The organism is Mycobacterium sp. NGS39, assembly GCF_059812765.1.
This window is the reverse complement of sequence record NZ_JCALDH010000005.1, coordinates 31,513-54,517: the sequence shown is the minus strand read 5'-3', so window position 1 is coordinate 54,517 and position 23,005 is coordinate 31,513. Positions and strand designations below refer to the sequence as shown.

Genomic DNA, 23,005 nt, shown 5'->3' with positions numbered 1-23,005 from the left:
TTGGCACGATGGTGAGGTGACCGCTTCTGCCGATCCGCTGGGCCGCTTCAGCCCCGCCACTCGCGAGTGGTTCAGCGGCACGTTCGAGGCGCCCACCCCCGCCCAGGCACAGGCCTGGTCGGCCATCGCCGACGGCGACAACACCCTGGTCATCGCGCCCACCGGGTCAGGCAAGACGCTCGCGGCGTTCCTGTGGGCCATCGACCGACTGGCGCATCAACCCGGCGACGGCACGAGGGTGCTCTACATCTCGCCGCTCAAGGCTCTGGCCGTCGACGTCGAACGCAACCTTCGAACCCCGCTGACCGGCATCACCCGTACAGCGCAGCGGCTGGGCCTGCCGGACCCGCAGATCACCGTCGGGCTGCGCTCCGGCGACACGCCACCGGCGCGGCGACGCGAGCTGGTCAGCCGGCCGCCGGACATCCTGATCACCACGCCCGAGTCGCTGTTTCTCATGCTCACCTCGGCCGCCCGCGACACGCTGGCGAGCGTCGAAACGGTGGTCGTCGACGAGGTGCACGCGGTGGCCGGCACCAAACGCGGCTCGCATCTGGCGCTCTCCCTGGAACGTCTCGACGCGCTGCTGCCCCAACCGGCGCAACGCATCGGCTTGTCGGCCACCGTGCGTCCACCCGAGGTGGTCGCACGGTTCCTGGTCGGCGCACAGCGGCCGGTCACCATCGTGGCGCCGCCGGCGGCCAAAACGTTCGACCTGTCCGTGGTGGTGCCGGTGCCTGACATGGCCAACCTCGAGAACAACACGATCTGGCCGGACGTCGAGCAGCGCATCGCGGACCTGATCGAAGCACACAACTCGACGATCGTGTTCGCCAACTCCCGGCGCCTGGCCGAGCGGCTGACGGCGCGACTCAACGAGATTCACGCCGAACGCGTCGGGATTGCCCTCGATCGGCCTGCGAACCCGGAAGTGCCCGGCGGGCCGCCCGCGTACATCATGGGCAGCGGGCAGACGTTCGGGGCCGAGCCGCTTTTGGCCCGTGCGCATCACGGTTCGGTGAGCAAAGAACAGCGCGCCGCGGTCGAGGACGACCTGAAGAGCGGGCGGCTCAAGGCCGTCGTCGCTACATCCAGCCTGGAACTCGGAATCGACATGGGCGCAGTCGATCTCGTGATCCAGGTGGAGGCGCCGCCGTCGGTGGCCAGCGGCCTGCAGCGCATCGGCCGCGCCGGCCATCAAGTCGGCGAAATCTCCCGCGGGGTCGTGTTCCCCAAGCACCGCACCGACCTGATCAGTTGCGCTGTCACGGTGCAGCGGATGCGGGCCGGCCAGATCGAGAACCTCGCGGTGCCGGCCAATCCGCTCGACGTGCTCGCGCAGCACACCATCGCCGCATGCGCGCTCGAGCCAGTGAGCGCCGACGTGTGGTTCGACACCGTGCGCCGCAGCGCCCCGTTTTCGACCTTGCCGCGCAGCGCGTTCGAGGCGACGCTGGATCTGCTGTCGGGCAAGTATCCGTCGACCGAGTTCGCCGAGCTGCGGCCCCGGCTGGTGTACGACCGCGACACCGGCACCCTGACGGCCCGGCCCGGGGCGCAGCGGCTGGCCGTCACGTCGGGCGGCGCCATCCCCGACCGGGGTCTGTTCACCGTCTATCTTGCCGCCGGCGCTGATTCTGAGAAGCCTTCGCGGGTAGGCGAACTCGACGAGGAGATGGTGTACGAGTCGCGGCCGGGCGATGTCATCTCGCTGGGCGCCACCAGCTGGCGGATCACCGAGATCACTCATGACCGCGTGCTGGTGGTGCCGGCATTCGGCGAGCCCGCCCGGCTGCCGTTCTGGCGCGGCGACGGCGTCGGTCGGCCCGCCGAGCTCGGGGCGGCGTTGGGCGCGTTCACCGGCGAGCTGGCCGGCCTTCCGCCGGATGCGTTCGAACAGCGTTGCGCAGCAATGGGTTTGGATCCGTACGCCACCGATAATCTGCGCCGGCTGCTCCACGACCAACGCGAGGCCACCGGTGCGGTGCCCACGGATTCCACCTTGCTGGTCGAACGGTTCCGCGACGAGCTCGGCGACTGGCGGGTGATCCTGCACTCACCGTACGGACTGCGGGTGCACGGACCGCTGGCGCTCGCGGTCAGTCGGCGGCTGCTCGAACGCTATGGCATCGACGAGAAACCCACCGCCTCCGACGACGGAATCGTCGTTCGCTTGCCCGACACCGAGGACGTGCCCCCGGGCGCCGACCTGTTCGTGTTCGACCCCGACGAAATCGAGCCCACCGTCACCACGGAGGTCGGCGGTTCAGCGCTGTTCGCGTCGCGCTTCCGCGAGTGCGCTGCCCGGGCTCTGCTGCTGCCGCGACGCCACCCCGGCAAGCGCTCACCGTTGTGGCACCAAAGGCAGCGAGCCGCGCAGTTGCTCGATGTGGCGCGCAAGTACCCCGACTTCCCGATCGTGCTGGAAGCCGTGCGCGAATGTCTGCAGGACGTGTACGACGTGCCGGCGCTGACAGCCCTGATGACCGGCATTCAGCAGCGCCGCGTGCGCGTGATAGAGGTCGAGACCGCCACCCCGTCGCCGTTCGCGGCGTCGCTGCTGTTCGGCTACGTCGGCGCGTTCATGTACGAAGGCGACGCGCCATTGGCCGAGCGGCGTGCTGCGGCACTGTCGCTGGACACCACGCTGCTGGCCGAACTGCTGGGGCGCGTCGAGTTGCGAGAACTTCTCGACCCGGACGTCGTCGACGCCACCCATCGCCAACTGCAACACCTCAGTCCCGACCGACTCGCGCGCGACGCCGAAGCGGTAGCGGACCTGCTACGCCTTCTCGGTCCCCTCACCGAAGAGGAGGTCGCTCAGCGCAGCACCACGGCGGATCCGGGCGGCTGGCTGGAGGGGCTGCGGGCGTCGCGCCGGGCGGTGACGGTGTCGTATGCGGGTGCGACGTGGTGGACCGCGGTCGAGGACATCGGCCGGCTGCGGGACGGCGTCGGCATCGCGGTGCCGCCTGGCGTGCCGGTGAGCTTTACCGAGCCGGTCGCCGACCCGCTGGGCGAGCTGATCGGGCGGTATGCCCGCACCCGGGGCCCGTTCACTACCTCCGACGCAGCGGCGCGGTTCGGGCTCGGCGTACGGGTCGCCGAGGACGTGTTGAGAAGGCTTGCTGTCGACGGCAAGCTCGTCAGTGCCGAATTCATCTCTGCGCCAAGCGATTTCGGACAGTGGTGTGACACCGAGGTGTTGCGCATGCTGCGGCGGCGGTCGCTGGCGGCGCTGCGCGCGCAGGTCGAGCCAGTCAGCACCGCCGCCTACGGCAGGTTCCTGCCAGGCTGGCAACAGGTGGGGGGAAACACGGCGGGCGTCGACGGCGTGGCGGCCGTCGTGGAACAGCTCGCCGGGGTCGCCGTCCCGGCGTCCGCCCTGGAGCCGTTGGTGCTTGGGCAGCGGGTACGCGATTACCAGCCGGCGATGCTCGACGAACTGCTCGCCTCTGGCGAAGTGGTCTGGTCGGGGGCCGGCGCGATCTCGGGTAGCGACGGCTGGGTAGCACTGCACATGGCCGACACCGCGCCGCTGTCGCTCGCCGCGCCGGTCGAGATTGATTTCACCGACCGGCACCGGATGATCCTCGACACGCTGGCGCCCGGCGGTGGCTTCTTCTTCCGGCAGCTGACCGACGGGCGCGACGAGCGGGAGCTGAAAGACGCGCTGTGGGAGCTGGTTTGGGCCGGCTGGGTGACCGGTGACACTTTTGCGCCGGTGCGGGGCTTGCTCACGGGGTCGGTTCGCGGCCGGTCGGCGCCTGCGCATCGACAACGGCGGCGGGCACCGCGGCTGAGCCACTACAGCGTCGCGCACGCTCAGAACCGCGCATCGGACCCCACCGTCGCCGGCAGATGGTCGGCGTTACCGCACCCTGAGCCGGATTCGACTGTGCGCGCGCACTTTTCGGCTGAACTGTTGCTGGGCCGCTACGGCGTGCTGACGAAGGGCAGCGTGGCCGCAGAGGGAGTGCCGGGCGGATTCGCCACGCTCTACAAGGTGCTGACCGCGCTCGAGGACGCGGGCCGCTGCCAGCGTGGCTACTTCGTCGAGTCACTGGGCGGCGCACAGTTCGCGGTCGCCTCGACCGTCGACCGGTTGCGGTCGCATCAGGACAGCGTCGACCCCGACCGCCCCGCCTACCACGCGGTCGCGCTGGCCGCGGCGGACCCGGCGAACCCGTACGGCTCGGCGTTGCCGTGGCCCGTCGGCGAAGGCCGTCCGGGCCGCAAAGCCGGCGCGCTCGTCGTGCTGGTCGACGGAAAGCTGGTGTGGTTCCTGGAACGTGGCGGACGCTCGATGTTGACGTTCTCGTCGGACCCCGAGGCGCAGCGGGCGGCCGCGGTCGCGCTTGCCGAGCTGGTAGCCGACGGGCGGATGGGCGGCATCTTGGTCGAGCGGGTGGACGGCGTGCCGGTGCTGGAGCCCGGTCATCGCGCGGATGTGGCGGGGGCGCTGGCCGATTCGGGGTTTGTGAGGACGCCGAGGGGTCTGCGGCTGAGGGCACGATGAGCGCTTGCACGGGATAGCAGGGCTCGATGCCCGAGGGTGACACCGTCTGGCTGACCGCCGCCAAGCTGCGCGACGGCTTGGAGGGCAAGACCCTCACGCGCTGTGATGTCCGGGTACCGCGGTTTGCGACCGCGGATCTGACCGGCCACAGGGTGGACGAGGTGCTCAGCCGCGGCAAGCACTTGTTCATCCGCGTCGGCCCGGCGAGCATTCATTCGCATCTGAAGATGGACGGCAGCTGGCGGGTGACGGCCAAGAACCGCGGCGTGCGGCCGAACGATCACAGAGTCCGGATCATCCTGGAAACAAACGACATTCAGGCCGCAGGAGTTGACTTGGGTCAACTCGAGATCCTGTCGCGCAACCAGGACATGTCGGTGGTGGCCCACCTGGGCCCGGATCTGCTGGGCACCGACTGGGACCCCGCGCGAGCGGCCGCCAACCTGACCGCCGACCCTGACCGCCCGATCGGGGCGGCACTGCTGGACCAGCGTGTCATGGCCGGTGTCGGCAATGTCTACTGCAACGAATTGTGTTTTGTGTTCGGCGTTTTGCCCACTGCGCCGGTGTCACGACTTGCAGATCCCCTGCGCGTGGTCTCTCGCGCACACGACATGCTCGTGGCGAACCGCGCTCGGTGGAACCGCACCACCACCGGAGATCGCCGACGAGGCAACGAATTATGGGTGTACGGCCGCGCCGGAGAACCCTGCCGCCGCTGCGGCACACCTATTCGAACCGATCGCAGCGGCGAGCGGGTCACATATTGGTGCCCGCACTGCCAGAGCTAGCAGTGGCCGCTAACCGCCGAACAGCTGCGGACGCGCCGCGATGTACTGGTCGACCGTCTGCGGCGGCTGCCCGGTGATCTTTTCGAAGTCGTCGCTCATTCGGTCGTAGCGGCCGTCGCGGTGCAGCCGGGCCATGGTCGCGATGTGCTGCTGGACATGCTCGGGCAGCCCCGACACGCGCAGGTACTGCCGGACCCAGTCGTCGTAGGGCGTATCTTCGGCGGTCACCGGCCGGTTGAGGCCGCGGGCGTACCGCTCGGCCAACCCGTGGATGTCGAGGACTTCTGCGCCGGTCAGTTCATAGACGTCGCCGATGCGGTCCGCCGGATCGAGCAGCACCTCGACGACCACGCGGGCGATGTCGACGGCAGCGATAGGTGAGGTACGCCCGGTTCCGATCGGCAGCGGCAGCACCCCGCGCTCCCGCACAGACCGGCGGACCAGCATCGCGAACAACGGGTTGTCCAGGAACACGGTTGGCCGGATGTGCACCACCGGCACGCCAGACCAGTTCATCACCTGTTCGGAAAGCCAGTGCAACCACTGCTGGAATGACTCGCCGGTGCTGGTCAACCCCATTTCCGAGACCGTCATCTGCGACATGTTGACAATCACCTGGTAGCCGCCGACCTCCCGCGCGGCCGCGCAGACGATCGCCGTCGCCTCGAGATAGTCCAGCGACACGCTCATGTTGAAGAACATCCGGTCGACACCGGTCATCGCGTCGACGACGTTGCGCGGATTGGTCAGATCCCCGATGACCACCTCTGCGCCGATTTCCCGCAGTCGCTGCGCCCGGGCGTCCTCGCGGTGCACCATGGCCCGCACCGGTTCGCCTTTCTCGATCAACATCTCGACGACCCAACGACTGACTCCGCCGAGCCTTCCGGCCGCCCCCGTGATCAGATACATGCCCTTAAGTTAGTCGCCGCGGGTGGCCGTCAATCACCGATCGACCACTTGGATGTGGCGATGAGGTGTCCGCGCTCCAGTGCAGCGGCGCGGTGTTCATGCACTTTCAGATATGCCTCGTCGGTGACCATGCCGATGAACGCGCCGGGCGTCGGGTATTCGACGATCAGGATCGCGTCCCACCACGGCCGCTCACCGTCGCCGATGACCACCGTCGGCGCCGTTCCGCCGTAGCGGACGATGCCGCCGACCCGCTGAAGGTGCGGGGTCACTTCTCGCGCGTACTGCAGATAGCGCTCTGCTCCGCCGGGCTGTTTAAACTTCAGCAGATTGACCATCACCACGGGAGCATCCGGGGGCCGCGCCGCAAGTGCTGCGATCTGTTCGGCCGTCGGTTCGAGATCTGACATCGCTATCTCCTTGTGCTGCAACGCTTTCAGCTGAAATCTTCGCCATGATGCGCCAGCACCGAACGAAGTGATGTCAAGATTCTTCCGGATTCGCGCGAACAACGCCTACCTCGTCGCGCAACGCAAGCTCGAATCAGTCCCGGCTCAGCTCACGTTGGTGCGCACCATCGGCCCGGATGGCGATGAGGGGTGGCGGTGAGTCGCGGACCAAAGGGCTCTATGCGGCCATGAGTTTGAGCTTCACTGCGGTGCCGGCAGGCGACCGACGCTGGGAGACATACGTCAGTTGTTTGTCGGTGGTGGTTGGGGTTGGAAGGGTTGGTACCACCACCACTGGGCGCGCTCGCCGGTGGGTCCGGGGCATGGTGGGACCGCGGGCGGGGGGTGCTGGGGTGGGCGGGCCAGCGAGGCGGCGCTCAGTGGTCGGCCCGCGCTGTCGGCGACGACGGGAGCGTCGGCGGGTCCGGTGATGGTGATCAGGCCGCGATGGTGCAGCCGATGGTGATGTGGGCAGACCAGCACCAGGTTGGCCAACTCGGTGGCGCCGCCGTCTTCCCAATGCCGAAGGTGATGGGCGTGCAAACCGCGGGTGGCCCCGCACCCGGGCACCACACAGGTGCGGTCGCGATGCTCGAGTGCGCGGCGCAGCCGCCGGTTGACCACCCGGGTGGTTCGGCCCGCGCCGATGGTTGCCCGTCACGTTCGAACCACACCTCACCGGTGGCCTCACAGCTCAGGTAGCGGCGCTCGGCGTCGGTGAGCACCGGACCCAGATGCAGCGCCGCGACACGGTCTTTGACATCCAGATGCACCACCACCGTGGTGTGCTGGCCGTGCGGGCGGCGCGCCGCCTCGACATCCCAGCCCGTCTCGACCAGCCGCATGAACGCCTCAACGCTGCTGGGCATGGGCGGGGCCGTCTCTGACGGGCGGTCGTCGGTGTCGTGGTCGTGTTTCCACTCGCCGATCAGCGCCTCCAGATGCGACGCCAACGCCGCCTCGAACGTCGCCGCCTCCAGATGCGGCAGTTTGATCCGCCAGTAACTGAACTGTTCGTCGGAGCTCTTGGTGATCGACGCCCGCGGCTCGCGTTGCGGTTGCGCTTCGGGCTCGCGTCGCGGTTCGAGCCTGACCGCGGTGCGCAACTGACCCACCGTGGCCACGCTAGCCAGCTGCGCATAATGCTCATCAGAGCCCTCGGCAGCGTGTGCGGCGATCACCCCGACCTGATCCAACGACAACCGGCCCTCGGCCAGACCCTGCACACACCGCGGAAACTGCTCACGCCGGCCCGCCACCGTAGTGATCGTGTGCGCGGTCGCCGACGACACCCCCAGCTTCCAGGCCACCAACGCCGGCACCGACCGCGCACCGGTCGCCCCCCACAACCCCTCACCATCGATCTCAGCGACGATCTCCACGATGCGCCCATCAATCGCATTACGCTGACCCGCCAACTCCGCCAACTCCCCGAACAACACCTCAAGACGCCGCGCAGGACTCACCGCAACAGCGCCACCAAAAGCGGAAGAAGACACGACGACAGCATCGCACCCACCACCGACAAGTCCCGGCCACGAACCACATCCGAGAGTTCAGCGGCGCGCCGCAAAAGTGGGCTCACGCGGGGGCACCCGATCGATGCGAACGGGATCGCCGACGCGGATGACGCCGGGCTGAACGACGTCGGCATACCAACCTGCACAGGAGGACTCGCTCGCACCGGCGATGGTGCGCAGGACGGCGGGATCGTACGCAAGATCGCCCTGAGCGAGGGTTGTCATGACGCAACGCCCCGTCCGCATCAGGACGTGGGCGACCACGTCCGTTCCAATGTGCAGATCGCAGCCGAGCCACTCATCGTCGGCGCCCGGCCCGTCACCGTCGATGAGCACGTTCGGCCGGAACCGCCGCGGATCCCAGTCGCCTTTCGGGTGTTCGGCACGCAGGCGTCTCAGCGTGCTCGTCGCAACGATGTGCAGCGGAGCGAGGTCGACGTAGCCCAGACGATCCGCTGCCGTCGCGACGAGGCGCACCGGCCGACCCAGCAACGCCGAAGCGCGCCGGGTCAGCTCACCTTCCTCGGTGACAACAGTGCCGTCGGGAAACGTGACCGCGATCGGTGCGGGCCGGTGATCGTCCGCCGGCTCGGACAGAAACCGCGCCGCGCACCCCATCACTAGCCCAAATCGCTTGGCGCTCAACGGCTTACCAGCCGTGGCATCCACGAACGCGTACGCCCGGTCGCCCGGCACGCCGGTACGGCTCACCGGGATCTCTTGCAATTCCTCGCCCTGCATCGACTTGACGGGATAGCGCCAAAGCTGGCTGACGGTCGCGCTTGTCATGACGGAAGCGTCCGCCGGCTGACGAACCGCATCAGGCCGCCGCCGCGCGGATCGTCGAATTCCATGCTGTGCGCGAGCAACTGCAGCGGTTCGGAGAAATCGTCGGCTGCGACGTCGAGCACGGTGGGATACAAGGGGTCCCCGACGATCGGTAGACCCAGCGACGCCATGTGCACGCGCAGCTGGTGTGTGCGGCCGGTGCGCGGCGTGAGCCGGTAGAGACCATCACCCAACGGCTCGACCAATGTCTCCGCATTCGGTTCACCCGGTTCAACGCTTGCTTGTAAACAACCGCGCCGCTTGACAATCGGCTCCGCACCACCTGTGGCGCCCGCAGTTCACCCGACGCCCTTGCCAGATACGTCTTGCGCACCGCGCCGCAGGCGAACAACGACTGAAAAAGCCCGCGCATCTCCCGCCGCGCGGTGAACAGCAGAACCCCGGCGGTCAGTCGGTCCAACCGGTGCGCCGGCGTGAGCTCCGGCAGGTCGAGCTCCCGACGCAACCGCACCAACGCCGTCTGCGCCACGTGGCGGCCGCGCGGCATCGTCGCGAGGAAATGCGGCTTGTCGACCACGACGATGTCGTCGTCGCGGTAGAGCACTGGGATGGAAAAGGGTACGGGCACCTCAGCGGGCAGCGCGCGGTAGCAATAGACGACGGAGCCCGGCGGCAGCGCGCTGCGCGCATCGAGCACCGCGCCGTCGGCGTCCACCACCTCGCCCGCCAGAACCTTCGCCCCGCCGGCCGCGCCGAACCGCGTCGTGAACTCCTCGAGCACCGATCCACCGCGCACCCGCAACCGCGCCGGACCGAGCCCGTCACGAACCGGCAAAGGCGCAGGCCTCACGACGTGATCAAGTCAGCGGCACCGGCTCGAGAATCTCCGCCCGCGCCTCCGGCGCCGCCTGGCGCAACGCGTCGGCCGACTCGTCGTCAGGCTGCTGCTGCGACCGCACCTCGGCGTCCACCCGCGCGATGTACGTGTCCACCTCCCGCTGCACGTCGGCCTCGTCCCAACCCAGCACCGGCGCGACGATCTCTGCGACCTCCCGCGCGCAGTCCACCCCGCGATGCGGGTACTCGATCGAGATCCGCATCCGCCGGGCCAGGATGTCCTCCAGATGCAGCGCCCCCTCGGCCGCCACCGCGTACAACGCCTCGACCTTCAGATACACCGGCGCTTCTGTGATCGGCGTCAGCAGCTCCGGCTTGGCTGCACCCGGCTCGCTGGCCATCGCGAGCACCTCGCCGATCAGCGACCCGTAGCGGTCCAGCAGGTGGCGCACCCGATACGGATGCAGACCGTAGTAGGCGCCGACCCTTTCGGCCTGGTTCACCAGTGCGAAGTAGCCGTCAGCACCCAGCAGCGGCACCTTCTCGGTGATCGACGGTGCCACCCGCGCCGGAATGAATTCGCTGGCGGCGTCGATCGCGTCCTCGCCCATCACGCGGTAGGTGGTGTACTTGCCGCCCGCAATCGCCACCAGCCCCGGCGCCGGGACCGCGACCGCGTGCTCGCGCGACAGCTTCGACGTGTCCTCGGTCTCCCCGGCCAGCAGCGGCCGCAGGCCCGCGTACACGCCGTCGATGTCGTCGTGTGTCAGCGGGGTGGCCAGCACGGTGTTGACGTGGTCGAGGAGGTAGTCGATGTCGGCCTTCGTGGCGGCCGGATGCGCCAGATCGAGGTTCCACTCGGTGTCGGTGGTGCCGATGATCCAGTGCGTCCCCCACGGGATCACGAACAGCACCGACTTCTCGGTGCGCAGGATGATCGCGACCTCGCTGACGATCCGGTCGCGCGGCACCACGATGTGCACGCCCTTGGAGGCCCGCACCCGGAACCGGCCGCGCTGCTTGGACAGCGCCTGGATCTCGTCCGTCCACACGCCGGTGGCGTTGACGACGACGTGCCCGCGCACGTCGGTCACCTCGCCGTTCTCGGAGTCTCGGACCGTCACGCCGATCACCCGGTCGCCTTCCCGCAGCAGAGCCACGACCTGCGTCGAGGCCCGCACCACGGCCCCGTAGTGCGCGGCGGTGCGCACCACCGTCATCGTGTGCCGCGCGTCGTCGACGACGGTGTCGTAGTAGCGGATTCCGCCGATCAGCGAGTTGCGCTTGAGACCCGGGGCCAGCCGCAGCGCCCCTGCCTTGAACAGATGCTTCTGCGCCGGAACCGATTTCGCGCCACCAAGCTGGTCGTAGAGAAAGATTCCCGCAGCCACATAGGGCCGCTCCCACCACCGCTTGGTCAGCGGGTACAGGAACGGCATCGGCTTCACCAGATGCGGGGCCAAGGTGGTCAGCGACAGCTCGCGCTCGTGCAGCGCCTCGCGCACCAGCCCGAACTCCAGCTGCTCGAGGTAGCGCAGGCCGCCATGGAACATCTTGCTGCTGCGGCTCGACGTGCCCGACGCGAAGTCACGGGCCTCCACAAGCGCCACCTTCAGCCCGCGGGTGGCCGCGTCCAGCGCCGCGCCGGCGCCAACCACGCCGCCGCCGATCACCACGACGTCGAACTGCTCGGAGCTCAGCCGTTCCCAGGCAACCCCGCGTTCGCGTGGGCCCAGAAACGTCTGCCCGTTGCCAGGGGCGGGGGCAGCCTCGATCACAGACACTCCCGGTTGAAGTTACTGGTCAGTACCACCAGGTTAACGGCAGTCAGTCCAGGTCGTCGTGCGCCACCAGCTGACGGGCCGCCTCGGTGATCGACCCGGTCAGCGACGGGTAGACCGACAGCGTCTGCGCCAGCTCGGCCACCGAGTTGCCGTTCTGCACGGCCAGCGCGATCGGCAGGATCAGCTCAGAGGCAACCGGAGCCACCACCACACCGCCGATCACCACGCCGGTGGCGGGCCGGCAGAAGATCTTGACGAACCCCTTGCGCAGGCCCGACATCTTGGCGCGCGCGTTGGTGTTCAGCGGCAGCATCACCGTCCGGGCGGCGACGGTGCCGTCGTCGATCTTGGCCTGCGGCACCCCCACCGCGGCGATCTCCGGGCGGGTGAACACCGCAGCGGCGACGGTGCGCAGCCGGATCGGAGTGACCGCATCGCCCAGCGCGTGATACATCGCGATCCGGCCCTGCATCGCCGCGACCGACGCCAGCGGAAGCAGCCCCGTGCAATCGCCGGCGGCGTAGATCGTCGGCACGGAGGTCCGCGAAACCCGGTCCACCGGAATGTAATTGCCGGGTCCGAGTTCGATGCCCACGCGCTCGAGCCCCAGACCCGACGTGTTCGGCACCGACCCGACCGTGATCAGCGCGTGGCTGCCCTCCACGCAGCGCCCGTCGGTCATCTTCACCACGACCCCGTCCTCGCTGCGGGTCACCGACTCCGCGCGGGCGTTCTTCACCAGCGTCACACCGCGTTCGGCGAACACCTCCTCGAGCACGGCAGCCGCGTCGGAGTCCTCGTGCGGCAGGATCTGGTCGCGGCTGGCGACCACGGTCACGTCGACACCCAGCTCGGTGTAGGCGTTGACGAACTCCGCGCCCGTCACGCCGGAGCCCACCACCACCAGGTGGTCGGGCAGGTCGGTCAGGTCGTAGAGCTGCCGCCACGTCAAGATGCGCTGGCCGTCGGGCTGGGCGTTGGGCAGCACCCGCGGGCTGGCGCCCGTCGCGATCAGCACCACGTCCGCGTCGAGCACCTGCTTGCTGCCGTCGGGCTCGGTGACCTTGACGCTGTGCCGGGCCATGCCCTCGACCGCGTCGACGATCTCGCCGCGCCCGCCGATCAACCGCACGCCTTGACCGCGCAGCCGCTCGGCGATGTCCTGCGACTGCGCCGCAGCGAGCCGCTTCACGCGGTCGTGGATCTGGGTCAGCGAGATCTTCGCGTCTTCGATGTGGATGTCATAGCCGAGCTGGGGTGCCCGGCGCAGATCGGTCCGCACGCCCGTCGACGCGATGAACGTCTTCGACGGCACACAGTCGAACAGCACACAGGCACCGCCGATGCCGTCCGAGTCGACGATGGAGACGTCCGCTCCGTGCGCTGCCGCGATCAGTGCGGCCTCGTAGCCTGCCGGCCCTCCCCCGATGATCACGATGCGGGTTGCCACAGTGCTCACGGTAGCTACTCTTTCTCCGTGCCGCTCTACGCCGCGTACGGGTCGAACATGCATCCAGAGCAGATGCTGCAACGCGCACCGCATTCCCCGATGGCCGGCACCGGCTGGCTGCACGGCTGGCGCCTGACGTTCGGCGGCGAGGACATCGGTTGGGAAGGTGCGCTGGCCACCATCGTCGAGGACCCCAATTCCAAGGTCTTCGTGGTGCTCTACGACATGACCAAGGAAGACGAGAAGAACCTCGACCGCTGGGAGGGTTCGGAATTCGGCATCCACAAGAAGATCCGCTGCCGTGTGGACCGCATTTCGTCGGACACCACAACCGATCCCGTGCTGGCGTGGCTGTATGTGCTCGACGCGTGGGAAGGCGGCCTGCCGTCCGCCCGCTACCTCGGGGTGATGGCCGACGCAGCCGAAATCGCCGGCGCGCCACCGGAATACGTGCACGCGCTGCGCACGCGGCCGTCACGCAACATCGGTCCCGGCCACGGCGACTAGCACACCGCTAGAGCAACGCCGCGGCCTGCTCGATGGTGTTCACCAGCACCCGCACGCCGATGGCCAGCGCGCGCTCGTCGAGGTCGAACGTCGGTTGGTGCAGGTCCAGCTGAGGCCCACGGCCCGACCACACTCCTAGCCGTGCCATCGCACCCGGCACCTCCTCGAGGTACCAGCTGAAGTCCTCGCCGCCGCCGGACTGCCGCGTCTCGGCCAGCGCGTCAGGGCCGACAGCCTCGATCGCGTGGCTGAGTATCCGCGTTGCGAGCTCTTCGTTGACCACCGGCGGCACCCCGCGCCGGTATTGCAGCGAATGCTCGACGCCCAGCGGCGCCAGCAGCGACGCCACCGTCTCCCGGACCAGCGACTCCAGGGTCAGCCAGGTGGCGTGGCTGGCAGTGCGCACCGTGCCCGCCAGCACGCCGTTCTGGGGGATCGCGTTGGGCGCCATCCCCGCATTGACCGCCCCCCACACCATGACCGTGCTGTTGCGCGGGTCGATGCGCCGCGACAGCACCCCCGGCAAGCCGGTGATCAGCGTGCCGATGCCATACACGAGGTCAGCGGTCAGATGCGGCCGCGCGGTGTGGCCGCCCGGCGAATGCAGCGTGATCTCGATGGAGTCCGACGCGGAGGTGATCGGTCCTGCGGTGATCGCCACCTTGCCGACCTCCAGCCTCGGGTCGCAGTGCAGCGCGAAGATCCGCGAGACCCCTGCCAGCACCCCCGCGGCGATCGCGTCGATCGCGCCGCCTGGCATCAACTCCTCGGCGGGCTGGAAGATCAACCGCACCCCGATGGGCAGGTCCGGCACCCCGGCCAGGGCCAGCGCGGTGCCCAGCAGGATCGCGGTGTGGCCGTCATGGCCGCAGGCGTGCGCGACACCCGGCACCACCGACGCATACGGCGCGCCGGTGCGCTCCGACATCGGCAAGGCGTCCATGTCCGCCCGCAGCGCGATCTTCGGCAGGTGATCGGGCCCCAGATCGCAGGTGAGGCCGGTGCCCAACGGCAGCACCTTCGGATTGAGCCCGGCCTCGGCCAGCAGCGTCGCGACGAACTGCGTGGTGGCGAACTCCTGCCGACCCAGTTCCGGGTGGGCGTGAAGATGCCTGCGCCAGCTGACCAATTCGTCGTAGTGTGCCGCCAGCCAAGATTCGGCGGTGTCTGCAAGGCTCATGCGCGCATCACCCGCGCCCGCTCCGACGGGGTTTCCGCCAGCCGGATCACGGTGCGCGCCAACATGATCGATCCGTCGACGACAGCTTGGTCGGCGCTGGGCGACACCGCGGCCGCCGCGAACTCCGGCTGATGCAGCGACGCGCCGCCCGCCTCGACGCCGACGATGGGGTGGATCCCGGGTATCGCCTGAGTGACGTTGCCCATGTCGGTACTGCCCACCGGCAGCGCGCTTTCCAGCTCGGCGGCCACGGGACTGCGGCCGCACCGGGCCATTTCGTCGCGAAACACGTTCGCCAGCCAGGGATCTGGGCGTAGTTCGTCGTAGGCGGGTCCGCGGGCGTCGATGTCGCATTCACATCCGGTTGCCAGAGCGCCGGCGCGCAAGCAGTGGAAAACCTGCCCCTGAAGATGATGCAGGGACTGCTTGTCGACGGCCCGCAACGCGTACGTCATCGACGCGTGCCCGGGAATCACGTTCGGCGCCCAGCCGGCCTCGGTGACGATTCCGTGCACCTGCTGTCCAGGCGCGAGGTGCTGACGCAGCAGCCCGATCGCCACTTGCGCGACGGTCGCCGCGTCTGCGGCATTGACGCCGAGGTGCGGGGCCACCGAGGCGTGCGATTCGTGGCCGCGGAATTGCACGGCCACCTCCGACAGCGCCAGCGACCGAGGGGCCGCGATGTCAGCCGGTCGGGGGTGGATCATCACCGCGGCGTGTACGTCGTCGAAGGCTCCGGCGTTGAGCAGCAACGCCTTTCCGCCGCCTGACTCCTCGGCGGGGGTGCCCATCAGCACCACGGTCAGGTCAAGCTCGTCGGCCACGTCGGCCAGCGCCAGCGCCGCACCGACCGCGGACGCGGCGATGATGTTGTGCCCGCAGGCATGTCCGATGCCGGGCAACGCGTCGTATTCGGCGCACACCGCGACAGTGAGGTCACCGCTGCCGTAGTCGGCGCGAAACGCGGTGTCCAGTCCGGCCGGCGCGGCGCTGATCGCGAAGCCCCGCTCGGCCACCAGGGCCTGCGTCTTGGCGCAGCTGCGATGTTCGGCGAACGCGAGTTCGGGCTCGGAGTGAATGTCGTGCGACAGCGCGATCAGGTCGCTGCCGCGGTCCCGAACCACCTGCTCGGCCACGTCGGCAGCGGCATGACGGCGCGGCGGCGAAGTGGCGGGCATCCTCGCAGTATCGCATTGCGGACTAGGCTCGCTGACCGTGACTCGGGATGACGAGCTGGCCGGACAGGCCGCCGCGGCCATCGCCGACCACACCGGAGTCAGCAAACACGACGTCGCCGTGGTGATCGGATCCGGGTGGGCGCCGGCCGCCGACGCGTTGGGCCGTCCCACCGCCACCCTTGACATGGCGGAGCTGCCCGGCTTCACGCCTCCGGCCGCCGCCGGGCATCGCGGCACGGTGTCGTCCATCCTACGAGGCGATACGCGAATCCTGTTGCTGCTCGGGCGAATTCACGCCTACGAGGGGCACGAGCTGCGGCATGTCGTGCATGCGGTCCGCACCGCGGCGGCCGCTGGTGTGCGGGCGGTGGTGCTGACCAATGCCGCCGGCGCCCTGCGCGACGACTATCGCGTCGGGCAGGCCGTGCTGATCGCCGACCATCTCAACCTCACCGGCCGCTCACCGCTGATCGGCCCGCGGTTCGTCGACATGGTCGACGCGTACTCCCCCCGGCTGCGCGCGCTGGCGCGCGAGGCCGATCCGACGCTGCCCGAGGGCGTCTACGCCGGCCTGGTCGGGCCGCAGTACGAAACACCCGCCGAGATTCGGATGCTGCGCACGCTGGGCGCCGATTTGGTCGGCATGTCCACGGTGCACGAGACCATCGCCGCGCGAGCGGCGGGGTTGGAGGTGCTGGGGCTCTCGCTCGTGACCAACATGGCCGCCGGCATCACGGGCCAGCCGATCCGCCACGACGAGGTGCTGCAAGCCGGCCGTCAATCCGCAGCGCGGATCGGCGCCCTGCTGGGCTCGATCGTCGGCATGATCTGAGCAGTGTGCGGCGAGAACCGCAGGAACACCCGAGCCACCAGCGGTGCCGTGAACAGCATCAGCAGCACGCGAATCACTTGCGCGGCAACGACGAACGTGACGTTGGAGCCGGTTTCGACGCTCGTCGCCAGCACGGCGTAGATGCCGCCGGGGCTGGTCGCCAGATAGCCGTCGAGCTCGCTGATCCCTGCCACCTTCGACAGCACTACACCGAAGCCCGCCGCGGCCACGTTCAGCATGACGATCAGCCCGAATGCGGCCGGCAGGATGCGCTCGATCGCGCGCAGCGACTCGCGGGTGAACGCCAGGCCGGCCTGCCAGCCGATCAGCATGTAGCCGATCTGCACCAGCACCGCGGGCACGCTCAGCCCGAACGAGAGCCCGGTGAGCTCGACCGCGATTGTGATCGCCATCGGACCCAGCAATCCGGCGCCGGGCATCCGCACCAACCGCCCGGCCGCAGCCCCTGTGAGCACGATCACCGACATCAGCGCAACGCTGAGATACCAACGCAGCGAACCGCTTTCGGACACCATTTCCTGGTGCGGCGCCTTGGTCGCGTGATAGACGAGAGTGACGACGACGGGCATGGACGCGGTGATCAGCGCGACGCGCAAGTACTGCACCACGGCCACCACGCGGTCGTCGCCACCCAATTCCCGCGCGATCGCCACCAGACCGGACGCGCCGCCGGCCACGAGGGCCAGCGCCCCGGTCAGCGGCGTGACGTCCCGGTGCAGACCCAGCAGCGCTCCGCCGACGACGGACAGCACCAGCGTGCCGATTGCGACAGCCGCGACAACCGGCCAGTCCGAGCCCAGCGCCGCGAACGACTCACGGTGCACCATGGTGCCGATGTAGACGCCGAGCACTCCCTGGGCGGCCAGGCCGGCCAGCCGCGGGACGCGCCGCGGCGCGCACGGCACCAGCGCCAGCGCAATGCCCACCACCAGCGCCGCGAACAACGCCGCCGACGGCACGCCGAGCCTGGCGAGCGGGACGGTCACCGCGACCGTCACACCCGCCAGAACCAGCCACCTCATTCTTCAAGTATGCCCTTGACAATTTTGCAACTCAAAGTGCGTCGATCAGCGAAATTGTTAAGGTATAACTTGCTTATGGGCGCGCAACGTTCCGCCGCCGCCACCGAACTGCGCGAGGCGATGATGGCGCTGGCCCGCCAGTTGCGACGGCATCGGCCCGACCACGGGCTCACGCTGAGCCAGTTGGAGGTGCTCAGCGAAGTCAGCCGCACCGGGGTCAGCACTCCCGCGGAACTGGCCCAACGGCTGCATGTGCGAGTGCAGTCGCTGACGGACAGCATCAACGACCTGGCGGCGCGCAGGCTGGTGTCTCGCCGCGCCGACACCGCCGACAGGCGCCGCCAGCTCGTCGAGATCACCCCTGAGGGCACCGCCCTGCTCGAGACCGATCGGGCCGAGCGGGACCGCTGGCTGCAGGACGCGATGCGCGAGCACCTGACCGATCTCGAATGCGACCTGGTGATGCTGGTTGCCCCGATTCTGCGCAAACTCGCCAGGGCAGAATCACGGGAGTGACGCCCCAGGAGTGGATCGCAGAGTGGATCGCGGAGTGGATCGCTCACGATCCAGAACCCGACGCGGTGGCGGAGTTGTCGGCCTGCACGCCCGACGAACTCGCCGCGCAGTTCAGTAGGCCGCTGACGTTCGGCACGGCCGGGCTGCGCGGGCCGATGCGGGCCGGTCCGGCAGGCATGAACCTCGCCGTCGTGGTGCGCGCCACCTGGGCGGTGGCGCGCGTGGTCGAGCCAGGCCCGGTGTTCGTCGGCTACGACGCCCGACACCGGTCGCGGGAGTTCGCGACCGCGGCGGCGGAAGTGTTTGCCGCCGAAGGCTTTTCGGTGACGCTTTTTCCGGAGCCGCTGCCCACCCCGGTGCTCGCGTTCGCCGTGCGCCGACGCGGCGCCGTGGCCGGCGTGCAGATCACCGCGTCGCACAATCCGGCCTCCGACAACGGCTACAAGGTCTACCTCGACGGCGGCCTGCAGATCGTCTCACCCACCGACCGGCAGATCGAGGCCGCGATGGCTGACGCCCCGTACGCCGACGACATCCGGCGGATTCCGGTAACACCCAGTGCGGCAGGCATTCTCGAGGACTACCTCCAGCGCACAGCGACTGTGCGCCGTGGCTCCGGCACGGTGCGCGTGGCGCTGACGCCGCTGCACGGAGTGGGCGGGCAGGTCGCCGTCGAGGCTTTACGGCGGGCCGGCTTCACCGACGTGCAAACGGTCGCAAGCCAATTCGCTCCCGACCCGGACTTTCCCACCGTCGCGTTTCCCAACCCCGAAGAGCCGGGCACAGTGGACATGTTGCTGGAGCTGGCTGCCGACGTCGGCGCGGACCTCGCAGTCGCGCTGGACCCGGACGCCGACCGCTGCGCGATCGCCATCCCGACAGAGCACGGCTGGCGCATGCTGTCCGGCGACGAAACCGGTTGGCTGCTGGGCGATTACATTCTGCGGTACGCGAAGCCGGGCGTGGCGGTGGCAAGCACGGTGGTGTCGTCTCGCATGCTGGCCGCGATCGCCGCAGCCCACAACGCTCGGCACGTGGAGACGCTCACCGGATTCAAGTGGCTGGCCCGCGCCGCCGGCGACGAGCTGGTGTACGCCTACGAGGAGGCGATCGGCCACTGCGTCGACCCGCAGGCCGTCCGCGACAAGGACGGCATCAGCGCGGCGGTGCTGTGCTGCGACCTGGTCGCGGCGCTGAAAGGCGACGACCGCTCGGTTGCCGACGCGCTCGACGACCTGGCCCGCCGCCACGGCGTGCATTTGACTGCGTCGATCACGGTGCGCACCGACGACGCGGCAGCGCTGATCGCGCGGCTGCGCAGCGATCCGCCGGCACGGCTCTGCGGCGTCGCCGTGACCGTCGCCGAATGGGCCGACGTGCTCATCTTTTCCGGCGACGGCGTGCGGTTGGCGGTCAGACCGTCGGGCACCGAGCCGAAAGCCAAGGCATACATCGAGATTCGCGTGGCCGGCGACGAGCTGCGGGTTGCCCGCCGCCGGGCCGAGGAGATGTGCGCAGAGGTTCGGGCCGAGGCGACCGCGCTGCTTCAGCGGGGACCGAACTGACGGTCCCCGGCGTCGCCTAAACCAGGGACGATGTAGGCGATCTCGTTGAGGCGGTCGTCGACGGTGGCGGTGAAGACCCGCATGTCGGGTGCGATCTTCTCGAGCGCGGCAATGCCCTCCGGCGCCACCACCACGCACACCGCGGTGATGTCGGTGGCTTGGCGCGCCTGCAGCAGTCCGACAGTGTGGGCCATCGACCCGCCGGTGGCCAGCATCGGATCCAGCACCATCACCGGCTGGCGCGACAGATCGTCGGGAAGCGACTCCAAATACGGTGTCGGCGAATGGGTTCGCTCGTCGCGGGCGACACCGACGAATCCGACGCGTGCCTCCGGTATCAGCGCGTGCGCTTGGTCCACCATCCCGAGCCCGGCCCGCAGCACCGGCACCAGAAGCGGCGGCTTGGCCAGCCGGCAGCCGGTGGTCACCGCCAACGGCGTGCGCACCGAGATCGTGTCGGTGGGCGCGCCGCGGGTCGCCTCGTAGACCAGCATCAGCGTCAGGTCGCGCAGCGCGGCGCGGAACGCCGCGTTGTCGGTGCGTTCGTCGCGCAATGTGGTCAACCGGGTCCGGGCCAGCGGGTGGTCTACGACGCGCACGTCCATGGCGCAGACATTAGCCCGGCGATTGCGGCGGAACCGGATCGTCGCGATGCCACGTCCAACACGGCATGCACGCCGACACCCACGCCATCCGCGGCTACGGCAGCGCTACCGCCTCCCTGGGCGCCGACCTTCACGCCGCGGCCACCACCCTGTCCGTCGACCTCGGCCCGACGGTCGCCGCCGCGTTCGGCCCGATCGGCAGCCGGTTCGCCCAGGCACTCGTCGCCGCCACCGAGGAGCTGGCGGCCGGATTGAGCCGCATCGCCGACGACGTGGCGGCGGCCGGCGCCGCGACGACAGCCGCCGCCGGGCACTTCGACGACGTTGACCAGCGGTCCCGGGCTCACCTCACAGGCCTGGCCAGTTAACGGTGCCCAGCGCCCTGGTCGCCGCGCTCGCGGCACCACTGCATGAATTGCACGCCGCCGTCGGTGCCGGCGTCTTCACCGGCGACGACCCGGCCCGGACACTGCTCGCCGCCAGCCAGGTCATCACTGACGCGGCGTCCGCGGGCACAGCGGCGCTCGGGCAGATGGGTGCCGCGTGGTCGGGTCTCGCCGCCGACGCGGCGGGGCAGGCGATCTCGACGGCGCTCACCGGCGCGGCCGACCTCGCGGCCCACGCGTCGGGCATGGCCAACCGCGTGGGGGCCGCGTCGGACGCGGTCGCGCGCGCGAAGGCCCAGCTGCAGCGCATCATCGACGACTTCCAAGCCACCGCTCAGGCGCTGGAGCCTGCCTTGCCGAAAAGCGCGCCCGCGCTGGCCGATGCCGCACGGCAGGCACTCGCGGAGGCCGGCCGCGTGGTCGCGAACCTGGAAGCCGAGCTCGACGGTCATGCCGCGGCTGTCGCGTCGGGACCAGGGGCGCCACCGGCTCCTCAGGCACCGGTGACGTCACCCGCGGGGCTGTCGCCGGCCACGCCGGCCACGATGGCTCCGGCCGCGCCGGCCCCTTCGGCCGCGTCGGCAATTCCCTCCGGCCTCTCCGGGCTGTCCGGGCTCACCAGCCTGGCGTCGGGCGGGCTGCCGGCCGCCACCGGTCTCGACGACGTCGCCGAGGCACCCATGCCGAACCCCGACGCGTTGGGCAGCGGGGTCGCGGTGCGCCTGCCCGACGGCAGCACCGCACAGGCACCGAACCAGGTGGCCGCTGAAGCGGTACGGCATGCGCTCACGCAACTCGGCGTGCCTTACGACTGGGGCGGGACGTCGCCGGGTGTCGGGCTGGACTGCAGCGGCTTGACGCAGTGGGCGTATCACGAAGCGGGACTTGACCTTCCGCGGCTGGCCCAAGAGCAGGACATCGGCGCGGCGGTAGCGCCGAATGCGTTGCTGCCTGGCGACCTCGCCGTGTGGGACGGGCATGTGGCGATGGTCGTGGGCAACGGCATGATGATCGAGGCGGGCGATCCTGTTCAGCTGTCACCGATCCGAACCACCAACGCGGGTCAGGGTTTCCAGGGGTTCTGGCGGCCGACGGCGTGAGCGTGAGACCGCACAGCGCGGTCGAAGCGCGCAGTGGGCAGCGCGGATCAGTCGATGGTGAGCTTGCGACGCTGGATCAGCTCGGCGAAACCGCTGACGCCGAGCCGCTCACGAAACGCCTGCGCTGTATAGCCCACAACCGTCGCGTCGGTGCGGGCGCGCACTGTCGCCGACCGCGGCAGGTGAAACAGCACACCTATCTCGCCGAAGTAGTCGCCCGGACCGGCTGCGCGCACGAATTCCTCACCGCCGTCGGCTAATTCGCGCACGATCTCCAGTTCACCCTCGGTCACGATGTAGATGAGACTTCCCATCGAGCCCTGCTCGAACAGCACCTCACCGGCCGAGAGATGGGTCGTTTCGGATCGCTGGTTCGTCGGCGCGACATCGGGAATCAGGTCGACGACCCGATCCGCCATCGGCAGTATCCGACTGTCGTGGGTCGCGACGACCACCACACGTTGCCCCGAAGCTAGCGAGCGGATCAGCCGCAGCACCTCCTCGACCTGGATGAAATCGAGGTGTGCCGTTGGTTCGTCGGCGAGGATCAGTGGCGGATCCAAAGCGATGGCCCGAGCGACTGCCACTCGTTGCTGCTGACCGCCGCTCAAGTCACCCGGACGATGTTTCAGACGGTCCGCGAGACCGACCTGGGTCAGCAGCTTCGTGGCACGCTCGCGCGCCGATGCGCGGGGGATGCCGGCAATGCGCATCGGGATCATGACGTTTTCCATCGCGGTGAGACTGGCGACGAGGTTGAACGCCTGGAACACGATGCCGACCGTCTGGCGCCGGTACTTCGCCAACGCACTGCCTTCGAGCCCGGTGATGTCGGCACCGTCGAAACTGATCAGTCCGGAACGCGGACGCAGGATGCCGCCGAGACACGACAGCAGCGTCGTCTTCCCGCAGCCACTGGGCCCCAGAAGTATCACCAACGATCCGGCCGCCACATCGAGGGTCAAGCCGTTGATCGGCCGCACGGCGTATCCGCCGCTGGAGTATTCGACCACCAGGTCCTGAATGCTCAAATCGCCCACGG

General features: G+C 69.2%; 18 protein-coding genes and 2 pseudogenes. 8 read left to right on the top strand and 12 right to left on the bottom strand.

The window, feature by feature from the left end; translation table 11 throughout:
- Positions 1 to 16: 16 nt before the first annotated feature.
- A complete protein-coding gene (locus tag AC5Y39_RS08680) occupies positions 17 to 4,519 on the top strand; it encodes an ATP-dependent helicase (protein WP_500017987.1) in 4,503 nt (1,500 codons plus the stop codon).
- 26 nt (positions 4,520 to 4,545) lie between these two features.
- The gene (gene nei2 / locus AC5Y39_RS08675; protein ID WP_500017985.1) at positions 4,546 to 5,310 is read left to right on the top strand and encodes an endonuclease VIII Nei2; all 765 of its coding nucleotides are present in this window, start codon (positions 4,546 to 4,548) and stop codon (positions 5,308 to 5,310) included.
- A 9-nt stretch (positions 5,311 to 5,319) separates the two neighbouring features.
- Here nei2 and AC5Y39_RS08670 read toward each other — a convergent pair whose 3' ends face one another.
- From AC5Y39_RS08670 to AC5Y39_RS08640, 7 genes and pseudogenes are all read right to left on the bottom strand, one after another.
- Entirely contained in the window at positions 5,320 to 6,222 is a 903-nt protein-coding gene (locus tag AC5Y39_RS08670) for an NmrA family NAD(P)-binding protein (protein ID WP_500017983.1), read from the bottom strand.
- Positions 6,223 to 6,251: 29 nt separating this feature from the next.
- Positions 6,252 to 6,632 (bottom strand): DUF1330 domain-containing protein, encoded by a 381-nt coding sequence (locus AC5Y39_RS08665; protein ID WP_500017981.1) that lies wholly within the window; start codon positions 6,630 to 6,632, stop codon positions 6,252 to 6,254.
- A gap of 282 nt (positions 6,633 to 6,914) precedes the next feature.
- Positions 6,915 to 8,170, bottom strand: a pseudogene (locus AC5Y39_RS08660) (HNH endonuclease signature motif containing protein).
- A 57-nt stretch (positions 8,171 to 8,227) separates the two neighbouring features.
- Positions 8,228 to 8,980, bottom strand: a complete 753-nt coding sequence (locus tag AC5Y39_RS08655; RefSeq protein ID WP_500021391.1) for an MOSC domain-containing protein — start codon at positions 8,978 to 8,980, stop codon at positions 8,228 to 8,230.
- Positions 8,977 to 9,830, bottom strand: a pseudogene (locus tag AC5Y39_RS08650) (pseudouridine synthase). Before AC5Y39_RS08650 ends, AC5Y39_RS08655 begins: the two are co-directional and overlap by 4 nt.
- 7 nt (positions 9,831 to 9,837) lie before the next feature.
- Complete coding sequence (locus AC5Y39_RS08645; RefSeq protein WP_500021393.1) at positions 9,838 to 11,595, bottom strand: glycerol-3-phosphate dehydrogenase/oxidase; 1,758 nt, start codon at positions 11,593 to 11,595, stop codon at positions 9,838 to 9,840.
- 49 nt (positions 11,596 to 11,644) lie between these two features.
- Entirely contained in the window at positions 11,645 to 13,051 is a 1,407-nt protein-coding gene (locus AC5Y39_RS08640) for an NAD(P)H-quinone dehydrogenase (protein ID WP_500021460.1), read from the bottom strand.
- Positions 13,052 to 13,078: 27 nt separating this feature from the next.
- Between AC5Y39_RS08640 and AC5Y39_RS08635 the strand changes: the two genes are divergently transcribed.
- The gene (locus AC5Y39_RS08635) at positions 13,079 to 13,558 is read left to right on the top strand and encodes a gamma-glutamylcyclotransferase family protein (protein WP_500021395.1); all 480 of its coding nucleotides are present in this window, start codon (positions 13,079 to 13,081) and stop codon (positions 13,556 to 13,558) included.
- Between the two features lie 7 nt (positions 13,559 to 13,565).
- Here the strand turns inward: AC5Y39_RS08635 and AC5Y39_RS08630 are convergent, their stop codons facing one another.
- Together AC5Y39_RS08630 and AC5Y39_RS08625 are read right to left on the bottom strand one after the other, a co-directional pair.
- Complete coding sequence (locus AC5Y39_RS08630) at positions 13,566 to 14,738, bottom strand: M20 family metallopeptidase (protein ID WP_500021397.1); 1,173 nt, start codon at positions 14,736 to 14,738, stop codon at positions 13,566 to 13,568.
- Positions 14,735 to 15,916 (bottom strand): M20 family metallopeptidase, encoded by a 1,182-nt coding sequence (locus AC5Y39_RS08625; RefSeq protein ID WP_500021399.1) that lies wholly within the window; start codon positions 15,914 to 15,916, stop codon positions 14,735 to 14,737. The genes AC5Y39_RS08630 and AC5Y39_RS08625 overlap by 4 nt, the downstream gene beginning before the upstream one ends.
- A 37-nt stretch (positions 15,917 to 15,953) precedes the next feature.
- Between AC5Y39_RS08625 and AC5Y39_RS08620 the strand changes: the two genes are divergently transcribed.
- Positions 15,954 to 16,748, top strand: a complete 795-nt coding sequence (locus tag AC5Y39_RS08620; protein ID WP_500021401.1) for a purine-nucleoside phosphorylase — start codon at positions 15,954 to 15,956, stop codon at positions 16,746 to 16,748.
- Here the strand turns inward: AC5Y39_RS08620 and AC5Y39_RS08615 are convergent.
- Complete coding sequence (locus AC5Y39_RS08615; protein ID WP_500021403.1) at positions 16,694 to 17,791, bottom strand: AbrB family transcriptional regulator; 1,098 nt, start codon at positions 17,789 to 17,791, stop codon at positions 16,694 to 16,696. The two genes, AC5Y39_RS08620 and AC5Y39_RS08615, sit on opposite strands and share 55 nt — an antisense overlap.
- Positions 17,792 to 17,866: 75 nt before the next feature.
- Here AC5Y39_RS08615 and AC5Y39_RS08610 point away from each other — a divergent pair, with 75 nt between their 5' ends.
- Complete coding sequence (locus tag AC5Y39_RS08610) at positions 17,867 to 18,307, top strand: MarR family winged helix-turn-helix transcriptional regulator (protein ID WP_500021405.1); 441 nt, start codon at positions 17,867 to 17,869, stop codon at positions 18,305 to 18,307.
- Positions 18,304 to 19,872, top strand: coding sequence for a phospho-sugar mutase (locus AC5Y39_RS08605; RefSeq protein ID WP_500021407.1), 1,569 nt, complete (start codon positions 18,304 to 18,306; stop codon positions 19,870 to 19,872). The genes AC5Y39_RS08610 and AC5Y39_RS08605 overlap by 4 nt, the downstream gene beginning before the upstream one ends.
- Here AC5Y39_RS08605 and upp read toward each other — a convergent pair.
- Entirely contained in the window at positions 19,854 to 20,477 is a 624-nt protein-coding gene (upp, locus tag AC5Y39_RS08600) for a uracil phosphoribosyltransferase (protein WP_500021409.1), read from the bottom strand. The genes AC5Y39_RS08605 and upp overlap by 19 nt on opposite strands.
- 65 nt (positions 20,478 to 20,542) lie before the next feature.
- Between upp and AC5Y39_RS08595 the strand changes: the two genes are divergently transcribed.
- Together AC5Y39_RS08595 and AC5Y39_RS08590 are read left to right on the top strand one after the other, a co-directional pair.
- Positions 20,543 to 20,845: a hypothetical protein gene (locus tag AC5Y39_RS08595; protein ID WP_500021412.1), complete on the top strand. Its 303-nt coding sequence runs from the start codon at positions 20,543 to 20,545 to the stop codon at positions 20,843 to 20,845.
- A 2-nt stretch (positions 20,846 to 20,847) separates the two neighbouring features.
- Positions 20,848 to 21,963 (top strand): bifunctional WXG100 family type VII secretion target/C40 family peptidase, encoded by a 1,116-nt coding sequence (locus AC5Y39_RS08590; RefSeq protein WP_500021414.1) that lies wholly within the window; start codon positions 20,848 to 20,850, stop codon positions 21,961 to 21,963.
- Between the two features lie 47 nt (positions 21,964 to 22,010).
- On the opposite strand, the gene AC5Y39_RS08585 is transcribed toward AC5Y39_RS08590, so the two are convergent.
- Positions 22,011 to 23,003, bottom strand: coding sequence for an ABC transporter ATP-binding protein (locus AC5Y39_RS08585; RefSeq protein WP_500021416.1), 993 nt, complete (start codon positions 23,001 to 23,003; stop codon positions 22,011 to 22,013).
- Positions 23,004 to 23,005: the final 2 nt, after the last annotated feature.